The sequence below is a fragment of the Paenibacillus sp. FSL H7-0331 genome (assembly GCF_001956045.1).
On the sequence record NZ_MRTH01000011.1, the window covers coordinates 131556 to 148895 of the forward strand.

19 protein-coding genes are annotated in these 17340 nt (G+C 42.3%); all 19 read left to right on the forward strand.

Annotated features, from left to right (window positions below):
• The first annotated feature begins 17 nt into the window (after nt 1-17).
• Nucleotides 18-287 carry a flagellar biosynthesis protein FliQ gene (gene fliQ / locus BK127_RS17990; RefSeq protein WP_076232777.1) on the forward strand — a complete coding sequence of 90 codons (270 nt, stop codon included), beginning with the start codon at nt 18-20 and terminating at the stop codon, nt 285-287.
• A gap of 11 nt (nt 288-298) precedes the next feature.
• Complete coding sequence (fliR, locus tag BK127_RS17995) at nt 299-1078, forward strand: flagellar biosynthetic protein FliR (protein ID WP_076232780.1); 780 nt, start codon at nt 299-301, stop codon at nt 1076-1078.
• A gap of 30 nt (nt 1079-1108) precedes the next feature.
• Nucleotides 1109-2185, forward strand: a complete 1077-nt coding sequence (gene flhB / locus BK127_RS18000; protein ID WP_076233010.1) for a flagellar biosynthesis protein FlhB — start codon at nt 1109-1111, stop codon at nt 2183-2185.
• Nucleotides 2186-2207: 22 nt separating this feature from the next.
• The gene (gene flhA / locus BK127_RS18005; RefSeq protein ID WP_076232783.1) at nt 2208-4241 is read left to right on the forward strand and encodes a flagellar biosynthesis protein FlhA; all 2034 of its coding nucleotides are present in this window, start codon (nt 2208-2210) and stop codon (nt 4239-4241) included.
• A complete protein-coding gene (gene flhF, locus BK127_RS18010) occupies nt 4238-5533 on the forward strand; it encodes a flagellar biosynthesis GTPase FlhF (RefSeq protein ID WP_076232786.1) in 1296 nt (431 codons plus the stop codon). The genes flhA and flhF overlap by 4 nt, the downstream gene beginning before the upstream one ends.
• Nucleotides 5526-6401 (forward strand): MinD/ParA family protein, encoded by an 876-nt coding sequence (locus BK127_RS18015; protein ID WP_076232789.1) that lies wholly within the window; start codon nt 5526-5528, stop codon nt 6399-6401. Before flhF ends, BK127_RS18015 begins: the two co-directional genes overlap by 8 nt.
• A 46-nt stretch (nt 6402-6447) precedes the next feature.
• Nucleotides 6448-7566, forward strand: coding sequence for a protein-glutamate methylesterase/protein-glutamine glutaminase (locus BK127_RS18020; RefSeq protein WP_076232792.1), 1119 nt, complete (start codon nt 6448-6450; stop codon nt 7564-7566).
• Between the two features lie 49 nt (nt 7567-7615).
• Nucleotides 7616-9670 (forward strand): chemotaxis protein CheA, encoded by a 2055-nt coding sequence (locus BK127_RS18025; protein WP_076232795.1) that lies wholly within the window; start codon nt 7616-7618, stop codon nt 9668-9670.
• A gap of 46 nt (nt 9671-9716) precedes the next feature.
• Nucleotides 9717-10178 (forward strand): chemotaxis protein CheW, encoded by a 462-nt coding sequence (locus BK127_RS18030; RefSeq protein ID WP_076232798.1) that lies wholly within the window; start codon nt 9717-9719, stop codon nt 10176-10178.
• 4 nt (nt 10179-10182) lie between these two features.
• The gene (locus tag BK127_RS18035) at nt 10183-10803 is read left to right on the forward strand and encodes a chemotaxis protein CheC (protein WP_076232801.1); all 621 of its coding nucleotides are present in this window, start codon (nt 10183-10185) and stop codon (nt 10801-10803) included.
• The gene (locus tag BK127_RS18040) at nt 10800-11294 is read left to right on the forward strand and encodes a chemotaxis protein CheD (RefSeq protein ID WP_076232803.1); all 495 of its coding nucleotides are present in this window, start codon (nt 10800-10802) and stop codon (nt 11292-11294) included. Before BK127_RS18035 ends, BK127_RS18040 begins: the two co-directional genes overlap by 4 nt.
• A gap of 3 nt (nt 11295-11297) precedes the next feature.
• Nucleotides 11298-11711: a hypothetical protein gene (locus BK127_RS18045; protein ID WP_076232806.1), complete on the forward strand. Its 414-nt coding sequence runs from the start codon at nt 11298-11300 to the stop codon at nt 11709-11711.
• Between the two features lie 18 nt (nt 11712-11729).
• Nucleotides 11730-12515 carry a FliA/WhiG family RNA polymerase sigma factor gene (locus tag BK127_RS18050; RefSeq protein ID WP_076232809.1) on the forward strand — a complete coding sequence of 262 codons (786 nt, stop codon included), beginning with the start codon at nt 11730-11732 and terminating at the stop codon, nt 12513-12515.
• A 21-nt stretch (nt 12516-12536) separates the two neighbouring features.
• The gene (locus BK127_RS18055) at nt 12537-13943 is read left to right on the forward strand and encodes a FapA family protein (protein ID WP_076232811.1); all 1407 of its coding nucleotides are present in this window, start codon (nt 12537-12539) and stop codon (nt 13941-13943) included.
• A 31-nt stretch (nt 13944-13974) separates the two neighbouring features.
• Nucleotides 13975-14304 (forward strand): hypothetical protein, encoded by a 330-nt coding sequence (locus tag BK127_RS18060; RefSeq protein ID WP_076232814.1) that lies wholly within the window; start codon nt 13975-13977, stop codon nt 14302-14304.
• Nucleotides 14305-14527: 223 nt separating this feature from the next.
• On the forward strand, nt 14528-15091 hold the full coding sequence (locus tag BK127_RS18065; RefSeq protein WP_076232817.1) for a hypothetical protein: 564 nt from the start codon (nt 14528-14530) through the stop codon (nt 15089-15091).
• Nucleotides 15081-15596 carry a hypothetical protein gene (locus BK127_RS18070; RefSeq protein WP_076232819.1) on the forward strand — a complete coding sequence of 172 codons (516 nt, stop codon included), beginning with the start codon at nt 15081-15083 and terminating at the stop codon, nt 15594-15596. Before BK127_RS18065 ends, BK127_RS18070 begins: the two co-directional genes overlap by 11 nt.
• Before the next feature lie 231 nt (nt 15597-15827).
• Nucleotides 15828-16526, forward strand: a complete 699-nt coding sequence (gene rpsB / locus BK127_RS18075) for a 30S ribosomal protein S2 (protein ID WP_076232822.1) — start codon at nt 15828-15830, stop codon at nt 16524-16526.
• 96 nt (nt 16527-16622) lie between these two features.
• Complete coding sequence (gene tsf / locus BK127_RS18080; RefSeq protein ID WP_076232825.1) at nt 16623-17273, forward strand: translation elongation factor Ts; 651 nt, start codon at nt 16623-16625, stop codon at nt 17271-17273.
• The last annotated feature ends 67 nt before the right edge of the window (nt 17274-17340 follow it).

Here is a 17340-nt window from a genome sequence, read left to right on the forward strand (position 1 = left end):
CAGGAGGAGAATAAACCTTGGGCTCGGAGTTTGTTATTCGCTTGGCCGGTGAGGCTGTATACACGGTCTTGAAGGCCAGTGCCCCCATGCTGGTTCTTGCATTGGTAGTGGGGTTGGCCATTAGTATCTTTCAGGCAACAACACAAATCCAAGAGCAGACGTTGGCTTTTGTTCCTAAAATAGTTGCCGTATTATTAGCTTTTTTAATATTTGGACCATGGATTTTGACTACACTAATAGATTTCACTTATAACATTTTGAATAACCTTTATAAATTTGTGGGCTAGGTAGTGAAGGTATGGAATGGATACAACAATATTTTCCTAGCTTTTTGCTCTTTTTTTGTCGGATTTCATCGTTTTTTGTTGTCGTTCCTGTATTTTCAGCCAAAAATGTACCGACACACTTTAAAATTGGGCTTGCTTTTTTTGTTACGTTAATGGCTTTCAGCGTTGTAGGATCTTCAACCTTGGCTACATTTGATTCACTATATTTCCTTTCCATCATCAGAGAAATACTGGTAGGCATTTTTCTTGGCTTCATTGCCTATTTGTTTTTTACAGTCGTGCAGATTGCAGGTTCGTTTGTCGATATTCAAATTGGTTTTGGTATCGCGAATGTATTTGACCCTTTGACAGGTGCTTCTAGTCCCATTCTCGGCAATTTAAAGTATATGATAGCAATGCTGCTTTTTTTATCATTAAATGGGCATCACCTATTGTTAAAAGCCATTATGGAGAGCTATGAATGGATTCCATTATCCAATGAGCTGTTCACCAAAATATATAATGGACAAATTACCGAGTTTGTCATTAAGTCATTTTCGACTGTATTTGCTCTCAGTTTTCAAATGGCGGCACCACTTATTGCTGCATTGTTTTTGACCGATGTCGGTCTTGGATTGCTGGCTAGAGTAGCTCCACAATTCAATATTCTCGTTATCGGTGCGCCGCTCAAGATGTTAATCGGGTTCTTGCTTTTAATATTGTTGTTTCCCGCTTATGAATCCATTTTTAAGGGATCCTTTGTATCCATGTTTGACTATATGCAAAAATTTATCGGCATGTTTACTGGTTAACCGGGAGGAATTGAAGTGGTTTCTTTAAGAATGCAGCTAGATTTGCAGATGTTTTCCCAAGAAAAAACAGAACCGGCTAGCCCTAAGAAACGGCAGGAATCAAGGGAAAAGGGTCAAGTAGCCAAAAGTATGGAACTACCCGCTGCATTCATTTTATTTTTTTGTTTTCTTTCCTTTTACATATTTGGCGGTTACATGAAAAACCAGTTAACGCTAGTGTTCCGTTCTATCTTTTACGATTACTTGTTGATGGACATTACTACGGCCAATGTGAATCTACTTTTTCAACAGTTGTTTATGCAAAGTATCATGATCATTGTTCCTGTACTCATGGTAGCTATGGTTACAGCTATATTTAGCAATTACCTACAAATTGGGGTCATGTTTACTGGAGATCCGCTTAAGATGAAATTTAGCAAGCTCAACCCGATCGAGGGAGCGAAGAAAATATTTTCGGCACGCACCTTGGTGGATTTTGTGAAATCTGTGCTGAAAATGTCGATTATTGGCTACGTCGTATATGATACGCTTTGGGCTGAAAAAAGTTCCTTAATGGAACTAGCTCGACTGCCCTTGGAAAATATTTTCGTATTTATGGCTTCAGTTACATTGAAATTAGGATTGAAAATTGGCTTGATATTAATTGTTTTGGCTCTTTTTGATTACATGTATCAGAAATACGAGTTTGAAAAAAGTATTAAGATGTCCAAGCAGGATATTAAAGACGAGTATAAAAAATCGGAAGGCGATCCTTTAATTAAAGGGAAAATTCGTGAAAAGCAGCGGAGAATGGCTATGCAGCGGATGATGCAAGAGGTTCCTAAGGCCGATGTTGTAATTACAAACCCTACCCATTTTGCCGTAGCGTTAAAATATGATTCCAACAATATGCAGGCTCCAACCGTTATAGCCAAGGGAACTGAATATATTGCATTGAAAATCAAACAAATAGCCAAGGAAAACCGTATTGTGACTATAGAAAATAAACCTTTGGCACGGACCTTGTATGCACAAGTAGAAATTGGCGAAGCCATTCCAGCAGACATGTTCCAGGCTGTCGCAGAGGTGCTAGCATATGTATATAAGATGAAAGGTAAAGCCAACTAAATAAGAGAGGAGGACATGTGCTATGAAAATTAAAGATCTGGTTGTACTCATTGGTATTATTGGAATCGTATTGATGATGGTTGTTCCGGTTCCAGTCTGGTTGATAGATGTTCTGTTAATTATTAATATTTCTATTGCGCTCTTAATTATTCTGGTAGCTATGAATACACAGGATCCTTTAGAATTTTCTATCTTTCCTTCACTTCTATTGATTACTACCCTTTTCCGGCTGGCGTTAAACGTCTCGACTACAAGAAATATTTTAGCGAATGGGGATGCCGGTAATGTGGTCAAAACCTTTGGTTCGTTTGTTGCACAAGGGAATATCGTTGTAGGCTTCGTCGTCTTTATAATTCTTGTGCTCGTTCAATTTATCGTTATTACCAAAGGTTCTGAGCGCGTTGCCGAGGTAGCTGCACGATTTACATTGGATGCAATGCCAGGTAAGCAAATGGCTATCGATGCGGATTTGAATGCAGGCTTAATTAATGAGATTCAAGCTCGGGAGCGAAGAGAGAAAATTTCTAAGGAAGCTGATTTTTATGGAGCGATGGATGGTGCCAGTAAATTTGTTAAAGGTGATGCCATCGCCGGAATTATCATCTTGTTTATCAATATCTTGGGCGGATTAATTATTGGAATGACAATGAAAGGTATGGGCCTTGCAGAAGCGGGAGCGCTGTATTCGATTCTTACGATTGGTGACGGATTGGTCAGCCAGATACCGGCTCTGTTAATTTCTACAGCAGCAGGCTTAATCGTTACCAGAGCAACCTCAGAAGGTAATTTGGCGCACGATTTATCAAAGCAGATCTTACTTTATCCGAAATTGCTCTACATTGTTGCAGGAACAATCACATTGCTCGGTATTTTCACTCCTATTCATCTTATTACTACACTACCTATCGCTGCTTTACTCGCTTATGCCGCTATGAAAATGCAGCAGAGTTTGGTGAAGAAGCTGGCCAAGGATGAGCAGTTGGAGGAAGAGCAGCAAATCGAAGAGGTTCGCAGTCCCGAAAGTGTTATTAGCTTATTGCAGGTGGATCCTATCGAATTTGAATTTGGTTATGGACTGATCCCTTTGGCTGATACACAGCAGGGCGGCGACTTGTTGGATAGAATTATTTTAATCCGCCGACAATGTGCTCTGGAGATGGGAGTTGTCGTACCGGTTATTCGAATTCGAGATAATATTCAATTGAAGCCTAATGAATATGTGATCAAGATTAAAGGGAACATGGTCGCTCGCGGAGATCTGCTGTTGAATCATTATCTGGCCATGAGTCCCGGAATCGAGGACGATTCTATCAGCGGGATCGACACCTTGGAGCCTGCATTTGGGCTACCAGCGTTATGGATTGATGAGGCGATGAAAGAAAGAGCTGAATTATCCGGTTATACAGTGGTTGATCCGCCTTCGGTTGTTGCGACTCACCTAACAGAAGTCATCAAGAAACATGCGCATGAGCTTCTTGGACGTCAGGAAACAAGAGGATTGATCGAAAATGTTAAGGAAAGTTACCCGGTTCTGGTGGATGACTTGATTCCTGGCGTATTGTCCATAGGTGATGTGCAGAAGGTTCTGGTTAAATTGTTAAAAGAAAAAATATCGGTTCGCGACCTGGTCACTATATTGGAGACGTTAGCGGACTACGGTACTTATACCAAAGATCCGGAAATATTGACCGAATATGTGAGGCAGTCGCTTTCACGTCAGATTACGCAGCAGTTTGCTGTAACAGGCGATTCACTCAAGGTCATTACGGTAGGTCCGAGCCTTGAAAAGAAGATAGCCGAGTCTGTTCAGCAATCCGATCAAGGCAGCTATCTGGCTCTGGACCCAAGCTCAACCCAGATTATTTATCAACGTATTACGGATCAGGTAACGAAGCTGATCCAATCGGGACAACAGCCGATTGTTTTGACCTCTCCGACAATCCGCATGTATCTTAGGCAGCTTTTGGAACGAACGATGCAGGATATACCGGTTCTTTCTTACAGTGAGCTCGAACCCAACGTTGAAATTCAAAGCATGGGGGTAGTTAATTTATGAGAGTGAAACGATATATTGTCGATTCAATGCCAGATGCACTGCAAAAAATTAAAACCGATCTTGGTAAGGATGCTGTTATTTTAAATACGAAAGAAATCCGCTCTGGTGGATTTCTCGGTATGTTTTCCAAAAAGAAAATCGAGGTCATTGCTGCTATAGACACAACCGCGGCAGCGGCGCCTTCACTTGTAAAGACAACCGCACCGATAGACAGACCACAGCCTGTAAGTACAGGCTTTAACACACCACAGACCGCTAAAAATGCATATGGACGCCCAAACGGTTTAGCGGCGCAGCAGCAAATTACCGACTTGAAACGGGAAGCTCTTGCTTTTCCTGAAGTCCCGGATGTTCTTATTCCAAGTCCGGCTGTACCCGCAAAAATCCCTGCTGCAGCTGTTGTTGTGAAGGCAAGAGAAGACATGCTGATGGAAGAATTGAAGCAGATGAAAGAGTTCATGCATAAGCTATCTGTTCAAGGAAGCCAACAAGTGAGTGATCCCTCTTTAATCGTACTGAAGCAACGAATGATCGAGCAGGAAGTAGAGCCTCTGCTAGTGGATGATATCATTACCTCTATTACTCAGGAAGCTCAGGATGCCGGGCTTACGATAACGGATGATTCAGCGATGGAATCAGCAAGAAAAAAGCTGCTTGAGTTGTTCAACCAGGGTCAATCCAATGCGATGGCTGCCGATACGCGCATTGCACATTTTGTAGGACCTACTGGTGTTGGCAAGACAACAACCATCGCTAAGCTGGCCGCAGAGCAAGTGCTCAAATATCATCGTAAGGTAGGCTTCATTACCTCGGACACTTATCGAATCGCGGCCGTGGAACAACTCAAGACGTATGCCACTATCCTGAATGTACCTTTAGAGGTCGTGTTCTCGCCTCAGGATTTATCCAAAGCATTCGAGCAGCTTAAAGATCGTGATATCATATTTATGGATACGGCAGGGCGGAATTTTCGCAATGAAATGTATGTATCGGAATTGAATACGCTGCTGCAGTACGGTGGTAAAAGCGAAACGTATCTGGTGCTGAGCTTGACTACCAAATACAAAGATATGAAAGCAATTACAGAAAATTTCTCGAAATTCAAGCTGGATAAAGTGCTGTTTACGAAAATGGACGAAACCGATTCGTATGGAGCCGTCGTCAATCTGGTGCATGACTTCAAGCTGCAACTTTCTTATGTTGCCAATGGACAAAGTGTTCCAGATGATATCAATCTGTTGGCGGAGCAGCATATTGTTGACCTGATACTGGGGGTTGATCATCATGACTGACCAGGCACAAGGACTTCGCAATCTGGTTTCCAATCAACATGTCCAGAAGTCTGTCAAGCCAACTCGCATACTTACAGTAACCAGTGGCAAGGGCGGTGTGGGGAAGTCCAACTTTACACTGAATTTTGCACTTACTTTACAAAAAAAGGGTTTTGATGTATTGGTATTTGATGCTGATATTGGGCTAGCGAATATCGACGTGCTGATGGGAGTTAGCGCTAAATACAATTTGTATCACTTGCTGAAAAAAGAAAAAACGATCTGGGAAATTATCCAGAGAGGTCCACATGATCTGCAATTCATTGCAGGTGGTTCTGGATTTAATGATTTGATCAGACTTACTGACGATCAATTAGAATATTTTGCTGATCAGGTTAATCAATTAAATGGCACTGTGGATTTCATTATTTTTGATACAGGTGCGGGTTTGTCGAAGGAAACGTTAAAATTCATTTTGGCAGCAGAAGAAACCATTGTGGTAACTACCCCAGAGCCAACTTCAATAACTGATGCTTACGCTATTATTAAAATGGTTAACTCGATGAATGAACCTGTGAATTTCAAATTGGTCGTTAATCGTACTACGGACAGCAAGGAAGGCAAACAAACTGCCGACAAGATCATTATGGTTGCCAAACAATTTTTACACATAGATATCCCGACCTTAGGCTTTGTAGACGACGATAACAACGTGTCCAAGGCTGTGAAAAGACAAATTCCTTTTACGGTGGCTTATCCTACCAGCGCAGCCTCTCAGTCGATCTATCGATTAGTCGATGATTTTATTGCCAGACAAACTCCTACGGGGGAACAGCAGAGTGCAGTAAAAGGCTTCATGTCGAAAATGATGAGACTTTTAAGACACTAGCGTCCTCTTACTTAGTGAAACAGACAACTTGGAGGAGTGAATATAGATGAACCCTTATAAAATATTGGTTGTTGACGATTCGATCTTTATGAGGAAAATGATAACAGACATGATTACGGAGGATACTCAATTTCAAGTGATAGGCACTGCAAAAAACGGCAAAGAAGCAGTGAATATGGTTAAAATGCTGAAGCCGGACGCTATCACTATGGATATTGAAATGCCGGAAATGAATGGTCTGGACGCCCTGAAGATCATTATGGATATACAGCCCACTCCAGTGATCATGTTAAGCAGTTTAACTCAGGATGGGGCAAGGGAAACGATCGTAGCGCTCGAACGAGGAGCCGTTGATTTTGTCGGTAAGCCTTCGGGCTCGATATCATTGGATTTACACAGGGTAAGGGAATTGCTGCTCGAAAAGCTGCATATCGCAGTCAAAACGAATGTGTTGAAGTTTCGTTCCAATCCTGTAGTGACACCACCAATACCCAGAGCCAAAGCGGTACCCAGGATTGAGGAGTTGCCTAAGGTAACTAAGGAGCAAACAGTGCCACATTTGTCCCATCAACAGGGATCGAGTCAGGTTCAGCAAATCGTGGCCATAGGCACTTCTACTGGCGGTCCGAGAGCACTTCATCAGGTCGTTTCTCATATTCCGGGACATCTTCCTGCTCCAGTTGTTATCGTTCAGCATATGCCACCCAATTTTACTAAATCGTTGGCACAGCGATTGAACTCGGTCTCCGAGCTGCATGTTGTGGAGGCGGAAGAGGGTATGATTTTGCAAAATGGACATGCCTATGTGGCTCCAGGTGGTTTTCATATGACGGTAGCACGCAATGGACCTGGTGTTTACAAAATTCATATAAGCAAAGAAGAAGCCAGAGGAGGGCATAGACCTTCTGTAGACATACTTTTTGAGTCACTTCTGCCTTTGAAAGAGCTAAAGCGACACATCGTTCTCATGACTGGAATGGGAGCCGATGGGGCAAAGGGGATGCTGGCACTTAAGAATGCGGGTGCTGTTACGACTATTGCTGAATCCGAAGAAACCTGTATTGTGTATGGGATGCCTCGGGCAGCAGTAGAACTAAAATGTGTGATGCATGTTCTGGCACAGCAAGAAATAGCTCCAAAGCTAGCTCAGGTCGTTTGTAAGTAGCATAGAGACATCAGTAATACAAATCATCCATTGACGGAGGTGTGAGGTTATGGACTTAAATCAATACCTTTCAATGTTTATTGATGAATCCAGAGAGCATCTGCAAGCCTTAAACGATAATTTACTGGCTTTAGAAGGCAGTCCTGAGGACATCAGCATTGTACATAATATTTTTCGTTCGGCCCATACCCTTAAGGGTATGTCAGCGACGATGGGCTTTGAAGATTTGGCATCATTGACCCATGAAATGGAAAACGTACTGGATCTCGTTCGTAATGATAAGTTGAAGATGGACGCATTTATATTCGACTGTATTTTCAAGAGTTTGGATGCTCTGGAGTCGATGGTAGAGGACATTATTCAAGGCGGTACGGGTAAGGCGGATGTGAGTGACATTGTCCTTTCTCTGAAATCGATAGTGACAGGGGATTACTTAAAGGCAGGTACTGCTGCAGGAGCAAAGTCAGGCACTGCGGATGCCAATACAGCCGCCTCATCCATCCTGGATGAATTTCAGCTGTCGATTATTCAGCAATCGATAGATGCTGGCATGCAGGTTTTTTATGTCGAAGTAGGCGTTCGTCAAGATTGTGTATTGAAGGCAGCCAGAGCGTATATGGTGTTTAACGTGTTGGAGCAAAACGGTGAGGTCATTAAATCGGATCCTCCCGTAGAGGACATTGAACAGGAACGGTTTGACAATAATTTTTCGGTCTTTTTCATTTCCGGTACAGATCAGGAATCTTTGCAAAAACAAGTTGCTAATGTATCAGAGATTGATAAAGCTGTCGTTACCTTGCTAACACACGAAAAACTCGAAGAATTATTGAAGCCGGCAATGGCGGCGGTTCCTGAAATCGCAGCAGCTGCAGCTGTTCAAGAGGCTGCTCCTGTTCAGGCAGCAGCGGCAGAAGTAAGAAAGCCTGTGGCTGCTGCTAATGCTCCTGTGGCAAACCGAACGATTCGTGTGGATATAGAACGACTGGATGCATTGATGAATCTGTTCAGTGAGCTGTTGATTGATCGCTCCAGATTAGAGCAATTGGCCAGCGAAATTAGAAAAAATGATCTGACAGAAACGGTTGAACACATGTCAAGGGTTAGCAGTGATCTACAAAATATCGTACTCAAGCTGCGGATGGTTCCCATTGATACCGTATTTAATCGATTCCCACGGATGATTCGTGATGTTGCCAAAAACCTCGACAAAAAAGTCGATTTGATCATTACTGGCGCAGATACAGAGCTGGACCGTACTGTCGTAGATGAGATCGGCGATCCTTTGGTCCATTTACTTCGTAATGCAGTGGATCATGGGGTTGAACCTACAGTTGACAGAATAGCAGCAGGCAAGCCGGAAACAGGATCAATCTATTTACGTGCTTTTCATAGTGGGAATCATGTTTTTATCGAAATTGAAGAGGATGGCCGCGGCATCAACCGTGATGGTGTTCTCAATGCAGCCATTAAAAAAGGGGTCGTCACACCCGAGCAGGCTTCCAAATTATCCGATAATGAGGTATACCTTCTCCTGTTTGCTTCAGGCTTCAGCACAGCTGATAAGATTTCCGATATATCAGGACGTGGTGTAGGCTTGGATGTCGTCAAGACGAAGATAGAAAGCCTCGGCGGACGTGTTCAAGTAGAATCGAAATTTGGCAAGGGAACCAAGTTTTCAGTCCAGCTGCCGCTTACGCTGTCGATTATTTCTGCAATGCTCATTCGTGTAGGTGCGGAAAAGTATGCGATACCGTTGTCCTCCATCGTGGAGACATCAGCCATTGCATCCGACCAGATTCTTACTGTACACGGAAGTCGGATGGTGAATTTTCGTTCGAACGTGATCCCCCTTGTTTCATTGGCAAAAGTTTTTAGTGTTCCTAACAAAAATGGCAATGAAGCTGAAAAAGAAACACAAATCGTAGTGATCCGCAAAGGTGAAAAGCTTGCCGCACTTATTGTAGATGAATTTATTGGTCAGCAGGAAATTGTTTTGAAATCTTTGGGCAAATATTTCACGAATTTATTCGCTATATCCGGTGCAACTATTCTTGGTGATGGACAGGTCGCGCTTATTATTGATACCAATGCTTTAATTAAATAAGTTTTATCAAGATTACATAAGGGATTTCAAAGGGAGGCACGGGAATATGGGCGAAGAAATGAAGGTTATCGTTTTTGCTTTGGCACACGAGGAATATGGAGTAGAAGTGGAAAAAGTTCGAACAATCGAGCGGATGCAGCCGATGACACGTGTTCCAAGAACGCCAGAGTTCGTTAAAGGCGTCATTAATTTGCGCGGTGTCGTTACTCCTATTATTGATCTGCGTGGAAGATTCGGTTTTGCAGAAAGCGACTATACAGACAATACTCGCATTATTATCGTTTCTGTGAAAGAAATGGAAGTTGGTTTAATTGTAGATTCAGCGAATGATGTTACGGATATCAACACGGATAACATTGATGATCCTCCAGAAGTGGTAGGCGGAATCAAAGCTAAATATTTACAAGGGATTGCAAAGATTGGGGATTCGCGTCTTTTGGTGCTTTTGAATTTAGAAGAAGTTCTGAACAAAAGCGAAATTATTCAATTAGAAAACCAAGAGGAGTAACCGTGTGGAATCATTTAATGGGTTTGCCGATTTTCAATTGGATGTTCTCAAGGAAGTAGGTAATATTGGAGCTGGTCATGCGGCCACCGCACTATCCAGACTTTTGGATAAACCGGTTGATATGCTTGTGCCCAAGGTTCGTATGGTAGAATTTGAAGAAATTGCTGACAGCGTTGGTGGGGCTGAACGGGTTGTGATCGCCATCTTCCTTCGAGTTGAAGGGGAAACACCTGGAAATCTATTTTTTATATTATCTCTCGAATCTGCAAAAAAATTATTGCGAAATTTGGTAGGGATTGAGGTAGTTGATGACGAACATTATACAGATATGGAGCTTTCTGCCTTAAGTGAGATTGGTAATATACTTGCAGGCTCATATTTGTCTTCATTGGCTGATTTTACGCAGTTGTACATGTCACCAACCGTCCCGGCACTCGCAATTGACATGGCCGGGGCCATTCTAAGCTACGGTCTTATTCAATTCGGTCAAATGGGAGATCATGCTTTGTTAATTGATACCAAGTTTTTGGATGGGAATGACGAGATTGAAGGACACTTCTTCCTGATCCCGGATCCCGAATCTTTTAACAAAATTTTTATTGCCTTGGGAGTACAAGGTCCATGATTCCAGACAATTTTATTAAGGTAGGCATGGCTGATCTCAATGTTACGCATTTGACCGGGGTGCTAAAGACAACAGGATTAGGTTCATGTGTAGGTATTACACTGTATGACCCCAAGGCGTTGGTTGCTGGAATGGCGCATGTCATGCTGCCAACCTCAGATATTGCAAGAGAAGGCAATTTAAATGTTGCCAAGTATGCGGACACCGCAATTCCAGAAATGATTGAGAAAATGCTGAAATTAGGGGCAGTTCTCAGAAGAATGGAAGCTAAAATGGCGGGTGGAGCACAAATGTTCGCCTTTGCAGGCAACTCTGACACGATGAGAATCGGTCCGAGAAATGTCGAATCATGCAAAATCATGTTGACCAAGTATTCGATTCCGCTAAAGTCGGAGGATACGGGTTCCAATTACGGGAGAACAGTTGAATTTAACTGTGAAACAGGTATCCTGTTAATCCGCAGCGTTCAACAAGGAGTGAAGGAACTGTAGACTATGATAGGAACTATTCGTTGGAATTTACTATTAGGTGCCGTATCTTTTGTCGTTACACTGTCAACCTCCTTAATTAATAATATTTGGAGTACTGCACTCATTCGAAGCTGTTATAGTTTTGTTCTTTTATTTCTTCTCGTTTTTCTTGTACGTTGGATTCTGGGTACATTCGCAGGAATTGATAAAATAATCGATACCGACGGAGCAGAAGATGACAGTAAAGGTACTACACTTGATTTGACTACACCAGACGAAGAAGAGTCTTTGAATCAGATGTTAAAGGGTTCAAGGGATCCTCATGCATCTGAGGGTGAGAACGGATTCGCGCCTTTGAATCCTCCGAAGCTTACGAGTAAAGTCAATTTGGAAACCGGAGATATGGTTCAAGCGCTGCGTCAGATGTCCGAAGAATAAAGGTGGTGGCAACGGTTCATGATTCAACAAAAGTCGCATTTGACCAACATGGATGTTTGGAAGCAATGGAAAGAATTCGGCTTACTTGAAGCAAAACAGTCGCTCATCGAAACTTATTTACCTCTGGTTGAATATGTTTCGAACCGTTTAGCTATCGGTTTACCCAAAAATGTATCGAGAGACGATCTATCGAGTTTTGGCGTTATGGGACTTATCGATGCTATCGAAAAATTTGATTATCTTCGTGGTCTGCAATTTGAAACTTACGCTTCCTGGCGTATACGAGGGGCTATCATCGATGGCTTGCGTCAGGGGGATTGGGTTCCAAGATCAGTAAGAGAAAAATCAAAAAAGATTGAAGAAGCGTATCAGAAGCTTGAGCAGCAATATTTAAGATCTGTTACAGATGATGAAATAAGCGATTATTTGCAAGTAAGTGAACATGATTTCCGCCAAATGGTACAAGAGATCGCGATTACAACAGTTTGTTCCATTGATGATCCTATTCGTGAAGAAGATTCTGAGACTCGGTTGTCTTTGTTGATAGATGAAAAAGCCAAGAATCCTGAATATAAAGTTAACGAATTTTATTTAAAAGAAACGTTAGCCAAAGCGATTGAAAGATTAACCGATAAAGAAAGAACGGTTGTATCCTTATTTTATTTTGAAGAACTGTCATTAAGTGAAATTGCAGAAGTCATGAGTTTATCACCTTCACGTATTTCACAACTACACTCCAAAGCGATATTGCGACTTCGTGGTTCGCTTGGAAGGCATAAATCACAGTTGTTTGAAGACTCTTGAAACTGGAAAGTGGGGGGAATAATGAGCGAGCAGGCTGTTCCGCTTAGTTTTTATATGGAGATTACTTTATCCGAAGATAAGCTTAACGCCTATTTACAGTTTAAAAATAGTGATGAAAAACTAAGCTTTAGTATGGCACAGTTAGAGGAAGTTTTGGAATCATATAAAATTACCCACGGAGTCAATCGCAGTAAATTAAGTGAGATCGTAAGGGCTCCCCAATCATTTTTTCTAAGTAAAACACTTATTGCAACTGGTACTGCACCTGTCAAAGGCATGGACGGCAGCATCAACTTTCTATATGATTTGAGCAATGATGCCAAACGGCCCGTGGAAATGCAGGATGGAAAAGTTGATTTTAAGGAAGTAACATCTATTAATAATGTTAGAAAAGGTCAATTAATCGCTGAGCGTATTCCTTCTACGCCTGGCACACCGGGCCAAGCTGTAACGGGTGAGCTTATCAATACGAAGGATGGTAAGGAAGCAAGAATCAAAGTAGGAAAAAATGTGGTTTTGGATCCTGCCCAGAACTCCTTATATGCAGCGATAGATGGCATGGTTGCCAAAACGGATCGTGATAAAATCAATGTATTTCCGGTTTACGAAGTTAACGGAGATGTAGATTATAATGTTGGCAATATCGATTTTGTCGGTACTGTCGTCATCAGAGGAAGCGTTCTCTCAGGATTTAGAATAAAAGCTTCAGGTGATATTCGAATTACCGGCAGTGTGGAAGGTGCAGATTTAGAAGCGGATGGCTCGATTGAAATCAGTGCGGGCATTTTGGGTCACAACAAAGGTGTAATTCGTGCTGGCAAACATGTCAAGAGTGCATTTATACAGGACGCAACCGTTTATGCGGAAGAGGTTATTGTCAGTTTGAGCATTATGCATTCCAATGTACATGCCATCCATAGCGTGGCTTGTAAAGGTTCGAAAGGACTCATTGTTGGTGGAGTTATTCAGGCCGGTGAGTCAGTGATGGTGCGTACCGTTGGGAATTCGATGTCCACAGTAACCGTGATTGAGGTGGGTGTACTGCCGGAGATGCGCAATGAATTGGTACAGCTAAGAACTCAGCTGCGCTCTATTAACGATAACCTGGAGAAGACGGATAAGGCTCTGGCTATGCTGGATCAATTGGCAGCAATAGGTCAATTAGGGCCCGATAAAGTATCGATGCGCATCAAACTTAATCATACCAAAAAACAGTTTACTGAAGAACGTATTACGTCCAGAGAACGTATTTTCGAAATTGAAAAATCATTAGAGGATTCTGAAAAAGCGAAGGTCGATGTGGCATCTACGATTTACAGCGGTTCCAAGATCGTGATAGGCCGTTATACGAAATTTGTCAAGGATGCGGTATCTCATGTCAGATTTCAGCTGGCAGATGGGGATATCGCGGCTATTCCATTAGTTTAGTAGTAGATGTCGCTGAGGAGGGCTGGATAGTATGAGTTTAAGGCCGGTAGAGCTGCAATTCGCATTGCACAAAAACGAGGAAGTTGGTCTCAAGCAGAATCAACTGAATAACAAGCCGCAACAGGATCAAACCTTACTTGCGGGTGCTGCCGCCAAGCAAACGGAAAAGGAACGTCATGTAACTGGAAAAGCAGATGACGTCAATCAGTCCTCCATACGCGACCAAGAAAAGGAAAACTCAAAGCAGAACAAGAACAAGCCAAGAGCAAAAAGCAGTTCCACTGAAAACGATGGGGAGAATCCGTCGACGGAGAGGCGAGTTCATCCTTTTAAAGGGAAGCATATTGATTTATCCTTGTAAAGGTTGTTCAAAAAGTCCCCATTTGATCACGAAGTTTCACAGAAAGCTTATTCGGCATCGAATCTTGCATTCAGGCTCGAAGTGCGGTACTTATTTAGGTTTTGCCTAAACTCCGTCCCTCCTCCTTTACCTTCTTGCAACCTTCTCAGTGCTGAAATGTCGACTTTTGGAACTCGCACTTGTAATCAGGGGAAATGATAGATTTCGGAAAAAGGTGAATCAAGTGGATCAACCCTGGGTTTATATTGTATTATTTGGACTCGTGTTCATTATTTATGCAAAAATCATTCCGAGAACAAGCGCAACAAAAGGTCAGGCCAATCCGACCCTTCATGAAATTGAAGAGGCAATGGAGCATTTTACGGCAGAGCTAGATGAGCAAAACAAAGCCTTGATACAGCTGCTAGCCGAAACGAAAAGAGATTACGAAGTACAAACAGCCAAGCTAACCTCACGTCTCGAAATTGTTGAGAAACAATCGGCACTCACTAACCAAGAGCTCACCAAGCTTGGTTTTGCATATGAGGAGCTTCAGAAGAAGGCTGCGCATCAACCAGAGAAGGTTCCAGTGGTCGAGCTGCAGAAAACAAGGGTTGAAGAGAAGATTGTCGATGTTGAAGACCTGCCTGTTGCAATGAACTTGAAATCTCGCTATGAGGAGCTGTTTTCCTTATTTGAACAGGGGAAATCGGTAGAGTATATTGCCAAAAAGCTTAATATGAATAAAGGAGAGATCAATTTGATCTTTCAGTTGGCGAAGCAGGAGGAAAAACTCAATGCTCACTAACAAATCTCTTTTATATGGTCTAGGCATTGGTTTAATTATAGGTGCCTCCTTGCTCCAGCTGATGAACGTTGCTAAACCATCGGCAGTCAAAACGGATTTAATGAAAGGCGCAACGATAAGTGAGATGGATCGTGTTCAATTGAAGGAAGCAGCATCCAAATACTTTCAGGTTTTTGACAACGATCAGAAGATGTTGAGCCAGACACAGGTGGATGCTCTTGTGCTGCAGAAGGTGAAAGAGGAGAAGGACAAGCAGCCCGCAGAACAGCCGCCTGCGCCTGTGAAGGAAGTCGTCAAGGAAACCTACATTTTTGTGTCCAGTGGTCTGAATGCAGGCAATGTGGGCGATTTATTAGTGACCAGCGGTGTCATTACAGACCGTAAATCATTTGAGGATATGATGTACCAGCAACAATTAAATGAGAAGATTGTATCCGGCGTTCATGTTTTCAAAGGTCCAATGGAGCTTGCGCGTGTGGTTTCAAATATAACAACTCGTCCATAAGCCAAGCCTGTTAATAGGTTTGGTTTTTTGTATGCACGAAAAATATATTTATCTCATAGGAATAATAACAATGACTGTTGCATACCCATTTCAGTTGTGGTATAGTTATTGACGGTGTTAAAACGCACGCTGGTCAATTCGCATAAGGGTGCTTCCCGGTGGGAAGTTTTATGTCGAAGATGCGACTATAGCGGAGGAGACCCAAAACCAATTTAGAGGAGGTGTGTGAAGATGGCAGTAATCTCCATGAAACAGCTATTAGAAGCTGGAGTACACTTCGGTCACCAGACTCGTCGTTGGAATCCGAAAATGGATCGTTACATCTTCACTGAAAGAAACGGGATTTACATTATCGATTTACAAAAAACGGTGAAAAAGGTTGAGGAAGCTTATAACTTCGTTAAATCAGTAGCCGACCAAAACGGTACAATCTTGTTCGTAGGAACAAAAAAACAAGCGCAAGATTCAGTTGCGGAAGAAGCAGCTCGCTGCGGTATGTTCTACATAAACCAACGTTGGTTGGGTGGAACATTGACAAACTTCCAAACGATTCAAAAGCGTATTGATCGTTTGAAACAATTGGAAAGATGGGAAGAAGACGGTACTTTTGAAGTTCTTCCTAAGAAAGAAGTTATCATCCTTCGTAAAGAAAAAGATCGCTTGGAGAAATTCCTTGGCGGTATCAAGAATATGAAGGGCCTTCCAAGTGCATTGTTCATCATCGATCCTCGTAAAGAGCGTATCGCGGTTGCAGAAGCTCGCAAGCTGGGTATTCCAATCGTAGGTATCGTAGATACAAACTGCGATCCAGATGAAATCGATTATGTCATTCCTGGTAATGACGATGCAATCCGTGCGGTTAAGCTGTTAACAGCTAAAATTGCCGATGCAGTGGTTGAAGCACATCAAGGCGAACAAACTACAGCTTAAATAGTGAATAGAAAGGGGTGGTTAAAAGGTGCAAAATCCTTTCACCGCCCCTTTTTTAAGGACCAAGGTTCAACATATATGAAGGAGGCCAAGTTCATGGCAGTTAATGCAGCATCAGTAAAGGAATTACGTGCAAGTACAGGAGCAGGTATGCTCGATTGTAAAAATGCGTTGGAAGAAGCAAACGGTGATTTGACAAAAGCGGCGGAGCTTCTGCGTGAAAAAGGATTGTCTGCAGCAGCTAACAAAGCAGGACGTATTGCTACAGAGGGTGTTGTTGAATCTTATATCCATGCTGGTGGTCGTATCGGCGTATTGGTTGAAGTTAACTGTGAGACCGATTTTGTTGCCAAAACAGATCAGTTCAAAGATTTTGTTAGAGATGTAGCTATGCAAATTGCTGCTGCTAACCCGTTGTATGTTCGTCGTGAAGAAGTGCCGCAGGAAGCTCTTGACAAAGAACGCGAAATCCTGACGAATCAAGCATTGAACGAAGGCAAACCGGCTAACATCGTTGAAAAAATGGTTGATGGTCGTATTGGCAAATATTACGAAGAATATTGCTTGATGGAACAAACGTTCATCAAAGACCCTGACAAAAAAATCAGCCAATTGATCAACGAAAAAGTATCCAAAATTGGTGAAAACATCACGATCCGCCGCTTTGTACGTTTTGAACTAGGTGAAGGCTTAGAGAAGAAAACAGAAAACTTCGCAGAAGAAGTTATGGCTCAAGTCAAGAAATAAATTCATAGTCCATGATCAGATAGCGGGAACACTTTGTGTTCCTCTTTTTTAAACATAAACATCAATA